12 protein-coding genes are annotated in these 16,928 nt (G+C 53.9%); 6 read left to right on the top strand and 6 right to left on the bottom strand.

What is annotated here, in order from left to right; all coding sequences use genetic code 11:
- Positions 1 to 91: 91 nt before the first annotated feature.
- From J4P41_RS03245 to J4P41_RS03255, 3 genes are read right to left on the bottom strand one after another with little or no spacing between them, the layout of a single operon-like run.
- Complete coding sequence (locus tag J4P41_RS03245) at positions 92 to 1,900, bottom strand: fatty acyl-AMP ligase (RefSeq protein WP_231868523.1); 1,809 nt, start codon at positions 1,898 to 1,900, stop codon at positions 92 to 94.
- Positions 1,900 to 3,030 (bottom strand): sensor domain-containing protein, encoded by a 1,131-nt coding sequence (locus J4P41_RS03250; RefSeq protein WP_426066081.1) that lies wholly within the window; start codon positions 3,028 to 3,030, stop codon positions 1,900 to 1,902. The genes J4P41_RS03245 and J4P41_RS03250 overlap by 1 nt, the downstream gene beginning before the upstream one ends.
- On the bottom strand, positions 3,027 to 4,337 hold the full coding sequence (locus J4P41_RS03255) for a lipopolysaccharide biosynthesis protein (protein ID WP_426066082.1): 1,311 nt from the start codon (positions 4,335 to 4,337) through the stop codon (positions 3,027 to 3,029). The genes J4P41_RS03250 and J4P41_RS03255 overlap by 4 nt, the downstream gene beginning before the upstream one ends.
- A gap of 529 nt (positions 4,338 to 4,866) precedes the next feature.
- On the opposite strand from J4P41_RS03255, the gene J4P41_RS03260 reads away from it, so the two are divergent.
- A complete protein-coding gene (locus tag J4P41_RS03260; protein WP_426066083.1) occupies positions 4,867 to 6,354 on the top strand; it encodes a glycosyltransferase family 4 protein in 1,488 nt (495 codons plus the stop codon).
- Positions 6,354 to 7,766, top strand: a complete 1,413-nt coding sequence (locus tag J4P41_RS03265) for a glycosyltransferase family 4 protein (RefSeq protein ID WP_426066084.1) — start codon at positions 6,354 to 6,356, stop codon at positions 7,764 to 7,766. Before J4P41_RS03260 ends, J4P41_RS03265 begins: the two co-directional genes overlap by 1 nt.
- Positions 7,767 to 7,787: 21 nt before the next feature.
- Here J4P41_RS03265 and J4P41_RS03270 read toward each other — a convergent pair whose 3' ends face one another.
- From J4P41_RS03270 to J4P41_RS03280, 3 genes are all read right to left on the bottom strand, one after another.
- A complete protein-coding gene (locus J4P41_RS03270) occupies positions 7,788 to 10,430 on the bottom strand; it encodes a hypothetical protein (RefSeq protein ID WP_426066085.1) in 2,643 nt (880 codons plus the stop codon).
- 148 nt (positions 10,431 to 10,578) lie between these two features.
- On the bottom strand, positions 10,579 to 11,154 hold the full coding sequence (locus J4P41_RS03275; RefSeq protein WP_426066086.1) for an HD domain-containing protein: 576 nt from the start codon (positions 11,152 to 11,154) through the stop codon (positions 10,579 to 10,581).
- 78 nt (positions 11,155 to 11,232) lie between these two features.
- Entirely contained in the window at positions 11,233 to 11,358 is a 126-nt protein-coding gene (locus J4P41_RS03280; protein WP_023945527.1) for a hypothetical protein, read from the bottom strand.
- Positions 11,359 to 11,552: 194 nt separating this feature from the next.
- Between J4P41_RS03280 and J4P41_RS03285 the strand changes: the two genes are divergently transcribed.
- The 4 genes from J4P41_RS03285 to J4P41_RS03300 all read left to right on the top strand — a co-directional run bounded on the left by J4P41_RS03285 (position 11,553) and on the right by J4P41_RS03300 (position 16,711).
- Entirely contained in the window at positions 11,553 to 11,699 is a 147-nt protein-coding gene (locus tag J4P41_RS03285; protein WP_426066087.1) for a hypothetical protein, read from the top strand.
- 142 nt (positions 11,700 to 11,841) lie between these two features.
- Positions 11,842 to 13,239, top strand: a complete 1,398-nt coding sequence (gene cysG, locus J4P41_RS03290) for a siroheme synthase CysG (RefSeq protein ID WP_426066088.1) — start codon at positions 11,842 to 11,844, stop codon at positions 13,237 to 13,239.
- A gap of 58 nt (positions 13,240 to 13,297) precedes the next feature.
- Complete coding sequence (locus J4P41_RS03295) at positions 13,298 to 14,236, top strand: glutaminase (protein ID WP_426066089.1); 939 nt, start codon at positions 13,298 to 13,300, stop codon at positions 14,234 to 14,236.
- 384 nt (positions 14,237 to 14,620) lie between these two features.
- A complete protein-coding gene (locus J4P41_RS03300) occupies positions 14,621 to 16,711 on the top strand; it encodes a TonB-dependent siderophore receptor (protein ID WP_426066090.1) in 2,091 nt (696 codons plus the stop codon).
- The last annotated feature ends 217 nt before the right edge of the window (positions 16,712 to 16,928 follow it).

The raw sequence follows: 16,928 nt of genomic DNA on the forward strand, positions 1-16,928 counted from the left end.
GGTCTTCTGTGCAGTTTTGGGGACGCTTTATGCGTCAAAGCACGTCAGTCCGCTACCCCCTCTGTGCAAGGGAGAGCGGACTGACGTTTTTTCAGGCTGCTGAACTTGTCTCTTGTTCCAGATCGAACTGACCCGAGAGAAGCATTGCCTTCGCGCGGGCACGCGTCAGCTTTCCGGAGGATGTCTGGGGCAGTGTGCGTGGGGGAACCAGAACAACTTTCACATCAACGCCGTGCAGGCGACGGAAAAGGCTGGTCACCTCATCACGCAGACTGTTGCGGTTTTCTTCTTCGGTGGCGCGGCATTGCACCAGAGCCACGATGTTCTCACCTGTTTCTGTTTCAACCGAAAAAACAGCAACGTCCCGAGAGCGCAGGGTGCTGATTTCGCTTTCAGCAGACCATTCGAGATCCTGAGGCCAGATATTGCGGCCGTTAATGATGATGAGATCCTTGGCGCGGCCTGTGACAACAATCTGTCCGTTCAGGTGATAGCCAAGATCACCGGTATTCAGCCAGCCATCAGCGTCCAGAACGGCTTCCGTTTCTTCAGGGCGCCGGAAATAGCCACACATCAGGCTGGGGCCACGCACAAAGACGCAGCCGACATGGCGGTCAGGCAACACTTTCCCTGACGGGTCACGAACTTCGATCTCATGCTCAGGCAGAGGTTCGCCGCAGAGGACGAATGTTCGGAGAGCATGAGACGGATCGTTGGAAGGCTGGGCAAGCCCGTCCTTTTCCAGAGTCCGCAGGTCGATCGTATCGGTTTGGATGCCTGTGTCCAGCGGAGCAAAACTGATGGCGAGTGTGGCTTCGGCCATGCCGTAGCTGGCAACGAAAGCGCGTGCATCAAAGCCATTTGAAGCAAAACGCTCGGCAAATCCTTCAAGGATATGATGGCGGATCATGTCGCCACCAATGCCTGCAATACGCCAGCAGGACAGATCCAGATCGGCCTGACCGCTACGGCGCGAGCACAGCTCATACCCAAAAGAGGGGCTGTAGGCGATTGTGCCGCGGTTGCGGGAAATCAGATCCAGCCAGACATGCGGACGGCGTGCAAATTCGCGTGTCGGGAGAAGATCGACCGTCAACTGGCATGTCAGTGGCGTCAGGAAGAACCCGACCAGCCCCATGTCATGATAAAGCGGCAACCAGGACACACAGCGGTCATCGCGGGGATCTTCTGCCGGATGAACCTTCAGGCCATCCCGGGCAATAGCGCGGGCATTGGCCATACCGGCGGCCTGCGTGACGGAAACACCCATCGGGAAGCGTGTGCTGCCCGACGAGAACTGGAGGTAGGACAGGTCTTCAGAGCTGATTTCCGGCAGGTCGACACTGGCCTCGGCATGGCGATGCAGATCGGCGGGAGAGCCACCAAAGATCAGGTCCAGACCGTCCACGATATCGGACGTCCAGCTTCCAATAACATCCGGCACGACCACTGCACGGGCAGCGGCAACCTGAATCATGCCACGAAGCGTGGAGACATAGCCTTCCTTGCCGCCAAAGGCGACCGGAAGAGGCAGGGGAGCAGGAACCAGGCCCGCATACTGACAGCCAAAGAAAATGCGTGCGAAATCGCCGTCGCTTTCCGCGACAATCGCGACACGGTCTCCAGGAGCCAGTCCGAGGCCCAGAAGGCGTCGGGCCATCGAGATCGCCTGTTCGCGCAGGACGCGGTAGGGCAGGGCTTCCAGAAGCTGTCCACGTCCGGAGTAGATGTTGAATCCACTCTCGCCCTGGGCTGCATAATCAAGCGCTGCGGCGAAGCTTGGGAAATCTCCGTACCGTCTGACCAGACCTGAACGGCTTGGCGTTGGAGCGGGATGGGCGATGGGGTTCTGGTTGTCCTCGGTCAAACCTAGACTAGCTCCATTGGGGTCGCCGGACATCAGGCGGCTTTCTGTAAAAAATCGACGATGGCATCCGCAGCAGCGGGCGCCGTAGGCTGTTCGCCTAGAGTTTCGAATGTCTCTAGTACATATTGACGCTGAATCTCAAGGAAACGTGAGTGCGTCTCAAACGCCTTAACAATTTCATCAGCGGGATGGGTGATATTATCCGTAACAGGCCCGAGCGTCCATGACTGATAATTCGGGTTATTCTGCCAGTCTGCCTCATGAGCGTTCAGAAACAGACAGGGACGGGGTTTTATCATGAATTCTGCAACCTGACTGCTGACATCCCCGAGATAGAGATCTGCACCCATGGTGTAGGTCATATCGATACTGCGTTGACTGCCAGGATCAACGATAAGGTGCGAGACACTTTCATAATCCCGTTTGAGAGCTTCTCCCTCATCACGATTATTGTCAAAGAGACGGAAGTGCGGCGCGAAGATCACATTGTACTGGTCCTGTCTGGCGAAGAAGTCCAGAAGGTCGCGCCCCATGGCTTTCCAGGATGAGAAACGCTGTACGAAATGCGGGTTATATAGAACGGTTGGGCGATTATTGCTGAACAGCGGCTGTCTGCGGGCATGCATTCGCCGAACCAGATCAAACTTCGCGTATGTTCCACGATGATAAAATCCCGGGCGGATAATACCGTTCTTCAGCATGCGGTCTTCGACTTTTCTGCCTGGCACAAGCAGGTAATCAAATTTCCGTAGATGCTGTGCAAAGCCGATAGCCCGATCACCTGCGCCATGGCCTGTCCAGATCATGCGAGGTGCGCGCACACCCATGTTGCGAAGCTGCAGAGAGGTTGCTTCAGGGACGATGATTGCTTCGAAGCCACGGAAATACCGACGTGAAAAGAAAAGGCCCAGCAGTCTGTCCAGCACACGGAGGCCCTGAGCTTCAATGCGATGGCGCAAATTTTCCGAAATAGGGAGAAGGTCGAACTGGACGCGCGATTCCGGATAGAGAGCTGCCAGTGACCGGGCCAATTCAAGATGGCTGCTGGTCAGGCAGGCGACGTGCACGGATATTTCAGGGTGCCGCGCGGACATTTCCAGCGCGATCGGCAGGGCGTGCAGCGTCTGATGACGCTGTGCAATCAAGGGAAAGACGACTTTCATAGTCCGTTTGCCGTCCGCAATGTAGGGGTTCGAAGGACAAGGAAAAGCTGCAGACCGATCAGGAGTGTGACGCCCAGAAGAGTCATGGGGCCAACACCGTCCAGTCCATAGCGGCGAACAACCAGCACAAGCCCAGGGAAAAACACGAGGCAATCCAGAAGGCGGACAGACGTGGCCGCTCCCGAGCGATTGGTTGTGAAAAGCAGAGGCTCCAGCGGAAGCCCCCAGACAGCGACGACTTCTGCAGCAAGGAGCCACAGGATCACGGGGAGTGTCTGAACCGCTCCGCTATGGCCAATATAGAGTTGGAGAAGTGGTTTTCCAGCCAGCAGCGTCGCAATTAGCAGGCATGTGCCAATGCCGCCGGCTGCCAGGGTCACCTGAAGAGCCAGTCGGTACAGACGTGTCATGGCATGTTCACGCCACAGGCGGGCCATTTCCGGATAGACGGTTGTCTGGATGATAGAGGCCGGTTTGGCGATACCAGAGGCAATCTGGCTGGCAATGCGACAATAACCGGCACTGGCAGGCCCAACATAGGCTCCAACAACCAGTGTTCCGATATGGTTGAAGGTCAGAGCTAGAGCGGAATTGAGGTTCGTGGCCAGCGCGAACCGGCGGATGCCTGGATGAGCTTGAAAAAAAATTCCGTTGGAAAGGTCCGGGAGAAGCTTCCAGAGTTCCGTAGGGAGACCTTTGATCAGGTTGCGACGCATCAGTTCGCGCAAAGCCATGACGCTCAGAGTCGCCCATGCGGCAACTTCTGCCAAAATCCAAACCGCAGCGAGCGCCATGACAGAGGCGCCAGTGACGGTCAGAGCGGCCGTACCGATTACGCGGACAATCGTGGCGACAACCCCCTGAATGGAAATCAGATCATACCGGTTGAAGACGCTGAGCAGTCCTGTTGGGGTCGCTGAGGCCATGAAGAGGATCGAAACACAGAAAACGACGCCAATGACATGGATTTCCGGAGGCCAGCCTAGGAGTGTCATGCCGGACAGGCTGATGGCGATCCCTCCTGTACAACCTATCAGGCCGCCAATGCCGTCCAGAAGAAAACTAAATGCAACAACACGTTGAAAGCCGGAAAAATCCCCGTCGGTCAAAGGATGCAGTCCATATTTCAGAACAGTCTGCCAGGATTGGAAATCCACAAGGTCACTCATTGTCCGGGCAAATGCATACATCATGGCCACTAAACCAAACCCGTGACTGCCGAGAAGATGGGTCGCCAACCAGATGTGAACGAGGCTGAGCGGGGCATTGATGGCGCGCCCTCCCAAAAGAACGCTCACATTTTTCATGACACGCCGGCCGCCGACCGCTTTTAGTGGCTGTAGAGACGGTTGTTCGTCCGACATCAGGGGAGGGAAACTTTCATCACTGTCAGATCGTTGTAACTTATCGGCCTCAGAGATAGGCTTTTATGCGAAAATCAAAACTCACATTTTATGACCGAACGTTGCATTTTCAAGAATGCGCCGGGATTCCGTTGTGAGATCATGGATTAGAACGAAAAAAAATTTCGGGTAACAAGAGCACCCAAAGCTGGAGGCAAGGGGGAGAAGCCTCTTAAATCTTGTGAAATTTCGGCAGGCAATGCGATGTCAAGCGACAGCGAGTTTCTCAGGAATTGGCCTGACGGTTGTTGATCTGTGCAACTTGTAAATCATTGAATATTTCAAAGAATTTCATGACTTCAGCAGGGGCGACGTCTCAACTGCCGGTGCCATATTGTATTCTTGAGGAGCGTGCTCCATACCACCGGCCAACTGAGTTAAAAAACCATTAATGAGCAGGTGATCGGGCGGCTGCCTGAGAGCAGGGAGAAGCATGGCAGCATATACCATCTGGATTGATATGCAGGATATCTTCCAGTACGCGGAGCATAATCGCAGACCGAGTGGTATACAGCGTCAGGTCTATGAAATTCTTCAGGTTTTGCATGGATGCATTCCTCAGCCGGAGGAGGTGCATATCGGGTATGTGCGCAAGGGCGTTGATGGGAACCCTGCCTGTATCGTGTCCGCTCAGGATATCGAAAATCTCTTTGCCTCACTGGCGGATGATGAAGCGAACGCTGTCACCGCGCCTGTTCGGAAAAAGACGAAGAGAAAATCTCTTCTGAAGTCACCATCTGCGAAAGCAATGGTGTTCAGACAGTTCAATAGAATACGGCACGCGTTGATTCGAAACTTCGAGCAGATGCCAGAGCCGTTGGGACGACCATTGTTGCGAGCCGGCACTTTGCAGATGCGCGTCCTGCGGATGGTAAGAGATTTAAGGAATCGGTCCGTTGTCCGACACTCGACACCTTCGAAAAGGATACCCGTTCGGACAGCGGAGCCCGTTTATTACGAAGGAGGCATGAAGCCTGGGGATATCTTCCTCGTCATGGGGGCGGCATGGGCGGATGCTGCTTTTGGCGAGCGGCTTCACGCGATCCGCAAGACGTATGGCCTCAAGCCGGTATTGCTGATTTACGATCTCATTCCATTGACATGTCCAGAGTGGTTTCCCCCGCAGGTGGTCTCAACATTCTCTGGGTGGCTGGAGAATGTGGTGCCGCAATGCAGTGATATCATGGTGATCAGTGAGGCCACGAGAAAGGATGTTCAGGACTTCCTGGCCCAACGCAGGCTTCATCTGAATCAGGCACCGTGGGTCGTGCCTATGGGTGGGGGGTTCGGAGATATGACGGTTGCGACCAGAGAGGCAGAGGCTCCGGGGCTACCTCCTGCCGGGAGCTATGTTCTCTTTGTTTCCACCCTTGAGGCGCGCAAGAATCATATTCTGATGTTTCAGGTCTGGGCGCGGTTACTGCGGGAAAAGGCTTACGAAGATATTCCCACGCTGGTTTTCGCGGGGCGGCCTGCGTCCATGGTGGAAGATCTGATGCAGCAGATGGAGAACACGGAGTATCTGAACGGCAAGGTTCGTTTGATCCGCGAACCAAGTGATGAAGAACTGCGAGGCCTCTACAGGAACTGCCTCTTTACGGTGTTCCCGTCGCTATACGAGGGATGGGGATTACCGGTAACGGAAAGTCTGCTTTTTGGGCGGCCCTGCGTTGCGTCCAACGTGACATCCATTCCCGAAGCTGGAGGCAAATTTGCACGGTATTTCGATCCGTATGATTTCGAGGATGTCTATCGCACCATTCGCCAGACCATTGAGGATCGTGAAGGCTTGAAAGCTTGGGAAGAGCATATCCGTAGGGATTTTCAGCCGACACCGTGGTCTGATACGGCCAGGGCTATTCTGAAATCCTGTGAGGTCGCTCACCGTTCGTCACAACAGCCTGAGATGAGGGCCGGCTGATGAACAGGGTTTGGATTGATGTGGATGTTCTGTTCACCTCGCCTTCTTTAGAGGTTTGTTCGGAGGATGTTCGACGCTTTCTTGTTGAGGTCTGTCTGGCATTACAAGCCTGTGCGCCAGATCGGACTGGGTTCGTGCGTCGAAAAGGTGGTCCGCAGGACTGGATTTCTGTGGACTGGGCAGATGTGAGGGATCTGCCTGTCGTCACACAGTATCGGACAGGGGCTCTGCATGTGATCGGACGGCAGAGTGAAGCAAAGAAACATTCTAAGGCCCGGAACGGGGCTGCCCCCCCACACGTCGCGGGTATTGCAGATGTTCTTAGAACACAGTTTCAGGTTCTGAGAGCCGCATCGGGCTGGTTTGGAGCAGCCGCAAGATACGGTGCTCAGCAATGGCAGGAAAACCTGGCCCGTCGCTCTATCTTGTCTAAAAACGATGGAGCAACCGGAAAGAGCCGTCATTCAGCGTTTCTGAACGGAGCCCCTCTTAAGGATCTGGCACGTCCGGGTGACTTTTTCCTGGCGCTGGGACCAAGCTGGAATCGACCGGATTATTCTCAGACCATACGTTGGCTTCGGGATGTCATGCGCGTGCAATTCGGTCTTTTCGTGCATGATCTTCACCCTGTTCGATATCCTGAATGGTTTGCGAAGACGACGAACACTCATTACGAAGCCTGGCATCGCACTGTTCTGCCTTTGGTTGACCAGGTATTCGTCAGAAGCGATGCTGTCGCCGAAGAGGTGACGGGCTATCTGGCGCATATCAAACGTCCGCTTCTGCAGCCAATTGTGACGGTTCCCGTGGGAAGTGGGCCTACTCCGACAGAAGGAAATGTGTCCCGACAGGCTGCCAGGAAAATACCCCTCGAAGGGAATTATGTTCTCTGTGTGGGAACGCTTGAGCCGCGCAGGAATCACGAGCTTCTGCTGCGGGTGTGGCGCCATCTCCGAAAGGAAATGGCTGAGGGCTCTCTTCCGAAACTTGTTTTTGTCGGACAGGTTGGATGGCTGGTAAGTGACCTCATGCAGCAGCTTGAAAATTCCGACTGGCTGAATGGGCAGGTATTGCTTGTCAGTGCGCCATCCGATGCGCAACGTGACGCTCTTTATCGGAATTGTCTGTTTACTGTGGATCCTTCGCTGGCAGGCGATCTCAGTCTCCCGGCTCTCGAGAGCCTTCAGTATGGCAAGCCCTGTCTGGCTTCGAAACCGCTGGCCGAAAGGACGGGTGACCAAGGACTGGTGCGATATTTCGATCCGTTGAATCTGCATGATGCGTCACGCGTTATCGGGAAGGCTATAGAAGATCGCGATGAGCTGAAATGCTGGGCTGATGAGATCGAACGTCGCTTCAAGCCTGTGTCCTGGCAACACTCGGCTCAGACGATCCTGCAACATACACTCTGAGTCTCAGAATCCTTTCCTGTGTCAGAGTGTCTTGCGCAGGGAAAGACCAATCGTTCGACCCATTGGGTCCATGAATGCAGGCTGGTAGCCTGCAGGTGTAACGCCCAGACCGTTATGCACATGGATCCGTGTGTTCGAGACGTTATCCAGTGACAGCATGATGCGAAAGTTTTTGGCCCAGTTCCGGTTTTGCCAATGTGGAAGATCTCCCAGTGTTACGAAAACGGAGAGATCGAGTGTTGCGAGGCTGCCAAAATACAGGCTTCCTGCCGACGTGCTTCCGAGCGTTGAACTCCCTGACTGCCACTTCCCATCCAGCCTGACGCCGAGGCCATTTTTGTAAGCTCCGGCCTGAAGTTCGACTTCATGTTTGGGTTTTTCACCCAGTCCGCCAACCGTGCCACCATTCAGTAGGTCAATAGCAGGAAGTCCTGCCCTTAGTCTGACGGTATCATTCAGGCCCCAGACTTGTGTCAGGACGATATAGTACCGTCCTTTAGTGCCACCATCATTATGTCTTTTATGGCCGGATGTTTCATGATCGTCTCCAAAAGAACGTGACAAGGAGAAGGTGGCATTCCATTCGGTACGCTTCTCACTTTCGACATTTACAGGACGTAGATCGACTGTTTCCAGAACGCCGTTAGCGGCTCGCTGGTAATTCCCGGGGAAGGCATCCTGAATGGCTGCTGTCGGGCTTGGGAGCGAAAGAACGGGATGGTGTGTGTTGTCATGCACATAATTGAGATGCAGACGTGATCCTTCCAGAAACGGCGGAGAAATAATGGCGCCCAGACTGAGTTCATGGCGGTCTGCAGAGCGCAGGTTTCGGTTGCCGCCGGAAATGGTTGTGACCTGTACGGACTCGCCCCGGACATAGTCATAGGTTGTGACGTTGGGGGTCTCGATCGTTGGTGCGACGAGAGAAGAGGCGGCTGGAGCTTCTGTCTGTTGCAGGACCGAGAAAGGAAGCTGGATCCATCCTGTGGGAGACCATGTGACACCACCGCCAAGCGTACCGAGTGTTCCGAAATGGGACACCTGAGTGACTGCTCCATTCACATTGGCATCAAGTTTGCTAAGAAATGACAGAACATGCTGCTTTCTGTTGGCGATTGGCAGATCACCGTTAAGTCTCAGAGTACCGACATCCCGGCTGATTGACGAACGAGACGTTGTTCCATTCACCGTGGATGTTGCGTTCTGTTGGCTGAGTGTTCCGGTCGCAGCAATGCTTGTTGAAGCGTCCCCTGCGGGGAGAGAAAAAACCGGTCCTGATAGTAGGCCGCTGATCTGCCCCTGATTGCTGGTTGTTTGGCCATGATTGACAACCCGACTGTTCAGCCATGAGGGAGCAATGGTGGACCACGGGTCGAAAGACAGATCACCACTGTTCAACGCCGTCTGTGCTGCCATGAGGGAGAGGCCGGTCTGGCTTTCTGTGACTGTTTGGGCGTAGTCGTAACTTCCTTTCCCATTCCATTTCCAGTCCCCGAGATCACCGTTGAAATTCAGGCCTGCATGACCTGTCTCGGTGTGCCCGGTTTGCTGAAGAGGCCGGACGCTGCTGAAACTTCGATACAGCAGAATATCTTGCGAAAAGGGCGAATAGGCATTCCCCGACGGTATCGTGACGATCCCCCGCGCCGGGCCTTGAAGACTGATCTGATCCTGATGGTCAAAGCTCAGATTGAGGGATGTGGTGATGTCTTTCGTTAGGTGATCAGCATAAACACCATTCAGGGAAAGCTCATGCTTGCGCGGTTGCAGGGTATAGGCAGACGCATTCGTGCTGCTGGTCAGTGAATTTGCGGACTGTAGAATGTCATTCAGTGTCGCGGCCTGTCCGTAAGGTAGGGATGGACTGCCTGCTGTTGTAACGCTTTCCCCGGCAAGGTTGTCGAGTGCCGGGTCAAGGCTTTGACCATCGGGGGAGGTCAGGTTTCCCTGTGTGGAATAAAGTGAATTGGCTGCGGGCGGCACCACGCCACGCTGGCTGTCCCGCAGCCATGCGCTGGCAGTGTAACGGGCGCTGAGGTTGATGCGTCGATCATCATGCAGTTTGGTGAAACTAAGTGAAAGGGCTCCGTTTTCGCCCCCGCCATCAGTTGAGGTCTCTCCGTAGGTACGGGCTCTCACGGCACGGAACTGCTTGACGGTGATGATATTCACGACGCGCTGATCTGCGGCATAGCCGTAACGCAGGGCTTCTTCTTCCGTAAAGATCTCGACGCGCGATATGGCCTCGAACGGGAGATCGTTGACTTCCTGAAGGCCCGAGATCCGTTTACCATTCAACAGGATAACGGGCGCATTTCCGGTAGCACCACGGCCAGACCGTGTTTCTGGAGAAATAGTCGTGAGCAGATCAGTAACAGTGTCGACGCCATAGGAGCGGATCTCATCCGCGCTGATCTGCATAAGTGGTTTAGGAGCGCCAATGACTGACCCCTCAGGCTTGTGCCCTGTGACGACAATTCGCTCTGTGGTGGAGGGAGTCTCTGTTTGCGTGGATCGTGTAGGCGCACTCTGTGAAAGAGACGTGTCTGTCTGTGCCAGGGTGGTTCCGCAGGACAGAGCGGCTCCAAGGCCATAACAGGAAAGCTTCCGTAAAGGGAAACGAGATGCAGCGGCAGCAGGTCGGCCATGAAAGCGGCTAGTCATTGTCGCTCTGCTGATCTCCGTGGAATAGGACCTTAAAGCTTTTGGTACGGTTATCGGGCGGAAGCCTTTGTCGTACCAACGGGAGGAGAGCTTTGTTGTGACGGATACAGTCCGTTTTGTCGAGCAACAGAACGATAGTGACGGGGTATCAGAGGAATGCTTTTTCTGACTTCCGCCGCGTTTCCCGATCAAGAACGTCTCTTATCGCCCGGGTGAGAGAGGAATGATCTGTGTAACGTCGACCATAGGTCAGATTGAAGCCATGATCGAAATCTGGGGGATTAACACCGTTATTGTGCTGCCAGATGGTCTCGATCTTGTCGAACGCTTTGGCCATGCGGGCTTCAGGGCTGGACGCGTTTTCATACTCGTCCCAGAGTTGGAGAAACTCGGCCCTGAGTGTGTCAGGTAGCGGCGCCATGATGGTCAGGAGATCTTCGCGCTCCTGTTGGGATTTGTTGAGAGAGGCTTCGATGGAGATTGCCGGAACATCTCCATGAATGGCCTCCCCAAGATCATGCAAAATACAGATTTTCAACAGCTTCAGCAGATCGAGGCCTTCAAGATAATCTGCGAAGGTCATGACTAGAAGGCACAGGCCCCATGTATGCTCTGCTGTGCTCTCTCGCTGGCCATCGTGTGTAAAGGAACGACGGAGAACGTCTTTCAGTTTGGACGCTTCACGCAGGAACTCGAGACGTCTTTCGATCTCGGTTGTGGTCATTCAGTCAGTTCCGGTCAGTGGGTATCGTGCGCCCCTGAAGAGCAGGCGATCAATAAAATTCAGACTGTCGTTGCGAACTCATGTGAGCAGTAGAGACAGGACGAGGTATCCGATGAGTACCAGGGCCGCCAGAATACCCAAAAGAACCGGAAAACCAACTCCGTCCTGAAGGGACTTAAAGGCTTTGACGAGGAACTGGGCCATGGCGCACTCCGGGCTGGGCGGTACACGAAAGAGATCTCCCGGCACGTATTGGGACTATAAGCCAAATCATTGGAAAAGATAACGCTCCTTTCAGAAAAGACTTTCTGTCCCGGTTATCCATCCTTCAGATTTCGCCTGAATCAGGCCATATTGCCGAAATAGTTTTCCGTCAGTTCTGAAGGAGGGCATGGTTGATGAAGCGTCTTGCGACATTATTTCTGGGTTTTGGTTTAATGCTTCCCCTGATGGCCTGTTATGGATCTCGCGATCATGACTGGCATCACCACCACCATCATCATGGTCCATACATGGGTGGCGGAGGTGGATATGGTTACCGCTAAAAAACACTTTCTGCCCATGTAAGCGATGTTGCCTTTGTAGCCATCCGTACTCTGACTGGCTTTGCCTCTCAGGAGCGGGCGTGTAGTGAAGAGAAAGGTGTTCCTTTCCGGAACCGTTTTCTGAAAGTGTATGGATACAGAGATGCCCGCATCCGGGGTTGAGACAGGCTGGTTTCCCATTTCCCTTCGCCTTGAGGGCGCACGTGTTCTGCTTGTTGGGGGGGGCGAAGTCGCCGTCAACAAAGGGAGGCTTTTGCTCGATCATGGAGCAGGGATCGAGATCGTTGCGGAGGCATTGAACCCGATTGTTCAGAACTGGGTAGATGAAGGTTTGGCCTGGCATGTGGGTGGCCGGGTTGACGATGAGATGCTCAGACAGGTTATGGCAGGATGCCGTCTTGTTTATGCCGCAACGGATGACAGGGCGGTTAATCGGAGTGTGGCAGCGCTTGCCGAGAGCCTGAATATTCCTGTCTGCGCAGTGGATGATCCGGAGCCTTCGACGTTCATTACGCCCGCACAGGTCCGTAGAGGGGCAGTGCGGGTTGCTATTTCTACGGCAGGTGGCGCACCGGTTCTGGCTCGTCGGTTGAGGGAGCAGATTGAAAGCTGGATGCCGGAAGGGATTGGCCAGCTTGCCGCTTACATGCAGTCTCGCAGAAGCCGTGTTTCTGCTCATTATCCGGCTGTTCAGGATCGCAAACGGATCTGGGAAGACTTTCTGGATGGCCCGGGCGCTGAAGCTGCACTTTCCGCTGAGGATGCTCGCGCTGATCGTGTGCTGGATCAGCTTCTGACAGAGCAGAAAAAGGCCGGAGAGGTCTGGCTCGTCGGTGGTGGCCCGGGCGACCCGGATCTTCTTACGCTTAAAGCGCTGCATCTCATGCAGAATGCTGATGTCGTCCTTTATGATAACCTTCTTCCAAAAGTCCTTCTGGAGCGTGTGCGTCGGGATGCTGAACTGATTTTTGTGGGCAAACAGCGTGACCGTCATGCCATGCCCCAATCGGCGATCAATGCAGAGATGGTTCGTTATGCGAAGGCAGGGCAACGCGTGCTGCGTCTTAAAGGGGGTGACCCGTTTATTTTCGGGCGAGGGGGAGAGGAAATTGAGTCTCTTATAGAGGCTGGTGTTTCATTCCGGGTCGTGCCGGGTATTACTGCCGCCAGCGGGTGCGCCTCCTATGCCGGTATTCCATTAACCCACCGGGATTGCGCGCAGGCCTGTCTTTTTGTCACGGGGCATGCGCGGGCTGATGGCGTTCTGGATCTGCCATGGGACGACATGGCAGATCGGCGTCAGACTGTGGTGATCTACATGGGAATATCCACGTTGCCAGCCCTGATGACGGGTCTGATCCAAAATGGTCTTCCCTCAGACTGGCCAGTCGCCATTGTCGAACGGGGCACTCAGCCTTCCCAGCGGGTTCTGACGGGGACGCTTTCGACGATTGCCGATCAGGCAGCGACTGCGTCGGTATCTTCTCCAGCATTGGTGATTGTTGGTGAGGTCGTCCGGCATCGTGTGATTTCACCGTAAGAAATAAGTGTTCCTGAGGCGTGACGACAGCGCCCAATCTGCTCTGGAGAAATATTCCATGACGTCACTGACCGCTACGATTGCAGAAATCGCAGACGAAATGCGTGCTGAGACAGATCGGGGGCAGGTGGCGAACTATATTCCCCCTTTGGCGTCGGTCGATCTGGGGCGGTTTGGTATGGCCATTGTTGATGCAGAAGGTGCCAGTCATACTGTGGGCGATGCCGAAGAGGCTTTTTCCATCCAGAGTGTGTCCAAGGTTTTCGGTCTGACGCTGGCTTTGAATGCGGTAGACGCAGGCTTGTGGAGCCGCGTGCGTCAGGAACCCTCCGGGAGTGCATTTAACTCGATTGTTCAGTTGGAAAACGAAAACGGCATTCCAAGAAATCCATTCATCAATGCCGGAGCGATCGTTGTTTCGGATATTCTGGTTTCACATTATGGGCTGGAAGGTGCCCAGAGTGAGCTTCTGAACCTTCTTCGTCCATTGAGTGCAGATCCTGATACCATTTTTATCGACCGTGATGTGGCCAGTCAGGAAGAAGAAACAGGGTTCCGTAACAAAGCTCTCGCCAATTACATGCGAACATTCGGAAATATTCACAATCCGGTTGATGAAACTCTGGCATTTTACTTTCATCAGTGTGCCCTCACCATGAGTTGCCGTCAGCTTGCTGAAATAGGAACTTATCTAATGACCGGCGGGGTTAATCCCCGTACGGGAGAGCGCGTCATCTCAACCCGTAATGCCCAGACTGTTTTGGCCCTCATGATGATGTGCGGCCATTATGATGGATCTGGTTCTTTCGCCATTCGTGTCGGTCTTCCTGGAAAATCGGGTGTGGGCGGCGGCATTCTTGCAATTACTCCGGGGGTGGCGTCCGTCGCAGTCTGGTCGCCGGGCTTGAACATGCAAGGTAATTCCCTGCTTGGGACACGTGCGTTGGAGCGGCTTGTTCAACATACTGGATGGAATGTTTTTCGGGCCAGTCCCTGAATGTATCTGATTGCGGATACGTAATATATTGATTTCCAAGGGGTATCTCATTGTGTGAAGGCATCTGAAAGCGCTCAGACGCTTTTTGATGCAATTCAAAATGCGCCTTTCAATTGACACTGATTATCAATTGCAAATATGAGGCGGCATTTCCGATTGCATCTCGGTGGGCCGCACATGTCTTTTCCATTCGCCAGACGTACTTTGATTCCTGTTCTCGTTTTTGCTGGGTTGACCTCGGTTTCCGCAGGCGCGGAGAGACCTACCACTTCAGATGACGTTGACGGGAAGAAGCAGAAAACGTCCCAGAAAACTCAATCACAAACCGCCTCCCGGGCAGTATCGAAATCCAAAGAAGAGATCATCGTTGTGACTGCGACAGGCATGTCACACGCATCCTCTGCGACAAAGACACGAACGCCCATTATTGAGTCCCCCCAGTCAATTTCGATCGTCAGTCGTGAGGAAATTGAACTGCGAGCCTCGCCGACGATTGCCGATGCACTGGCGTACACAGCAGGTGTTCAGGCTGAGCCATCAGGGATTGATAGCCGTGTGGATGAAGTGTCAGTCCGTGGGTTTGGTGCGGGCGGGTTCTCATCAAACAATAACTTCGTGGATGGTCTCCGTCTGCCCTCTGGTGGCCAGTGGACACGAACATCATTTGACCCCTTTGCGCTTCAGCAGATTGAAGTTTTGAAGGGGCCGTCCGGCGCCCTTTATGGGCAGACGGCACCAGGAGGCGTGGTCAATCTCGTAACCAAACGCCCGACTGAAAAAAGTGAGGGTGAATTTTTTCTTCAAAGCAGTGGCTTTACCAACCTGTCGAACTGGCAGGGACAGGCTTCCGGTGACGTTTCTGGCCGCCTCAACAAAAGTGGCACCGTTACAGGACGTATTGTTGGATTGGCTCGCTATGGAAATACGCAGGTCAATGAGGTCCGGACCGGGCGTTATTACATTTCTCCCAGCCTGACTTGGAAAATTACACCGCGCACAACTTGGACGCTTCTTGCTCAGTATCAGAGAGATCAGGGAGGATCGACCTTCCAGTTTCTTCCTGCAACCGGTACACTTTATTCTTCTAAAGGCCGATATATTGCAAATGATGCCAATATCGGCGAGCCAAGCTGGGATACGTTCGATCGTAATCAGGCTCTTGCCGGGTCGTTTTTCGAACATAAATTCAACCGTTACCTGACGGTACGAAACAATACGCGTTATACCTATCTCAACACACTTTATCGCGCCACGGTTCTGTCAGGCGATACGATATCGAAATGTACGGCGGCGATTGCCGGATGCGTTGCAGGGGAAACGGTTAGCCGGCGTGCTGTAGAAGGGCGAGGCCAGTCCCAGGGCGTAACAACTGATACGCAACTTGAGGGGCACCTTCAGACAGGTCCTGTGCGTCATCTTCTGTTGGTTGGAACGGATTATTTTTACACGAATTGGCGGCATAGTCGCGACCTTGTAAGTTCTTCGCTTGTTTTGCCTGTACTGAATATTTTCAATCCGCAGGCCAGAGGCAGTGCGGGGTATTCTTCTGGGCTGAATCCTCAGGTTTATTCAGCGACAGTAAGTGAGCAGAACGGTATTTATTTTCAGGACCAGCTCAAGTTCGATCGTCTGCGCGTAACGATCGGTGGCCGCCAGGATTGGGCGCGTGATGACACTCTGAATGTTCTGACGAAGTCTCGCTACATCACCAATTCAAACGCGTTCACATGGCGTGCAGGGGCCGTTTATCTGTTTGATAATGGCCTTGCTCCTTATTTCAGCTATGCGCAGTCTTTCCAGCCTCAGGTCTCTGATCCGTCAACATCTGTGGATGGTAAACCATTCAAGCCAACGACTGGCGATCAGTACGAAGGCGGCATTCGCTATCAGTACGGGAAAAGCATCTACGTCACGTTTGGGGGCTACCAGATTACCCAGAACAACATGACCACTTCCGATCCCGCTGGTCGTCTGTGTGGCACAGCCACATGTCTTGTACAGACAGGGCAGGGACGTGTCCGTGGACTGGAACTGGAGGGGAAGGCCAATCTGCCTTGGGATATGTCAGTCATCTTTACCGGCACCCGCAGTGACGCCAAAATTACCCGATCCAATACGGCTTCCCAGGTTGGTAATTATCTTGGTCAGGCCCCGAAATGGATGTCATCCCTGTTTCTGGATCAGCGTATCCAGCATGGAACTCTGGCAGGTCTCGGATTGGGTGGCGGCGTTCGTTATACAGGTACGAGCTTTGGTGATACGGCCAATAAGCTTCGTATCCCGGATTACACGTTGTTCGATCTGTTTCTGCGGTATGATTTTGCTCTTGCTCACCCTCGATACAAAGGGCTGTCATTTTCGTTTAACGCACGAAACATTGCCAACAAGAGGTTCGTAGCGACCTGTACGGCTGTTTCCGCCTGCTATTATGGGCAGGGTCGCAACCTGACGGCGCGTTTGGAGTATCGCTGGTAATATGATCGGCACCAGCATGATGATGACGTTGCTTGCAGTACTGATCGGTTTGGCTGGGGCAATTTTTCTGTATCTCGCAGCGCCAGCGCAACAGCTATGGAAATGCCCTCTCTCGAAGCGGATATGTATCCTTGCCGGGAGCGGACTACTCTGCCTGTCCTTCCTTTTTCACCTCATGATTTACGGGAGTGGAACAGCATTTTTCGTTCTGCTGACA

Source organism: Gluconobacter sp. NFX36 (assembly GCF_049887835.1).
Taxonomy (GTDB): domain Bacteria; phylum Pseudomonadota; class Alphaproteobacteria; order Acetobacterales; family Acetobacteraceae; genus Gluconobacter; species Gluconobacter japonicus_A.

Excerpts from the sequence above, each read along its gene's own strand:
- J4P41_RS03285 (WP_426066087.1), top strand. The coding sequence starts at position 11,553 with ATGAAGCGTCTTGCGACATTATTTCTGGGTTTTGGTTTAATGCTTCCC.
- J4P41_RS03280 (WP_023945527.1), bottom strand. The coding sequence starts at position 11,358 with ATGGCCCAGTTCCTCGTCAAAGCCTTTAAGTCCCTTCAGGACGGAGTT.
- J4P41_RS03295 (WP_426066089.1), top strand. The coding sequence starts at position 13,298 with ATGACGTCACTGACCGCTACGATTGCAGAAATCGCAGACGAAATGCGT.
- J4P41_RS03300 (WP_426066090.1), top strand. The coding sequence starts at position 14,621 with ATGTCACACGCATCCTCTGCGACAAAGACACGAACGCCCATTATTGAG.
- J4P41_RS03270 (WP_426066085.1), bottom strand. The coding sequence starts at position 10,430 with ATGACTAGCCGCTTTCATGGCCGACCTGCTGCCGCTGCATCTCGTTTC.
- J4P41_RS03275 (WP_426066086.1), bottom strand. The coding sequence starts at position 11,154 with ATGACCACAACCGAGATCGAAAGACGTCTCGAGTTCCTGCGTGAAGCG.
- J4P41_RS03245 (WP_231868523.1), bottom strand. The coding sequence starts at position 1,900 with ATGTCCGGCGACCCCAATGGAGCTAGTCTAGGTTTGACCGAGGACAAC.
- J4P41_RS03255 (WP_426066082.1), bottom strand. The coding sequence starts at position 4,337 with ATGAAAAATGTGAGCGTTCTTTTGGGAGGGCGCGCCATCAATGCCCCG.
- J4P41_RS03260 (WP_426066083.1), top strand. The coding sequence starts at position 4,867 with ATGGCAGCATATACCATCTGGATTGATATGCAGGATATCTTCCAGTAC.
- J4P41_RS03250 (WP_426066081.1), bottom strand. The coding sequence starts at position 3,030 with ATGAAAGTCGTCTTTCCCTTGATTGCACAGCGTCATCAGACGCTGCAC.
- J4P41_RS03265 (WP_426066084.1), top strand. The coding sequence starts at position 6,354 with ATGAACAGGGTTTGGATTGATGTGGATGTTCTGTTCACCTCGCCTTCT.
- cysG (WP_426066088.1), top strand. The coding sequence starts at position 11,842 with ATGCCCGCATCCGGGGTTGAGACAGGCTGGTTTCCCATTTCCCTTCGC.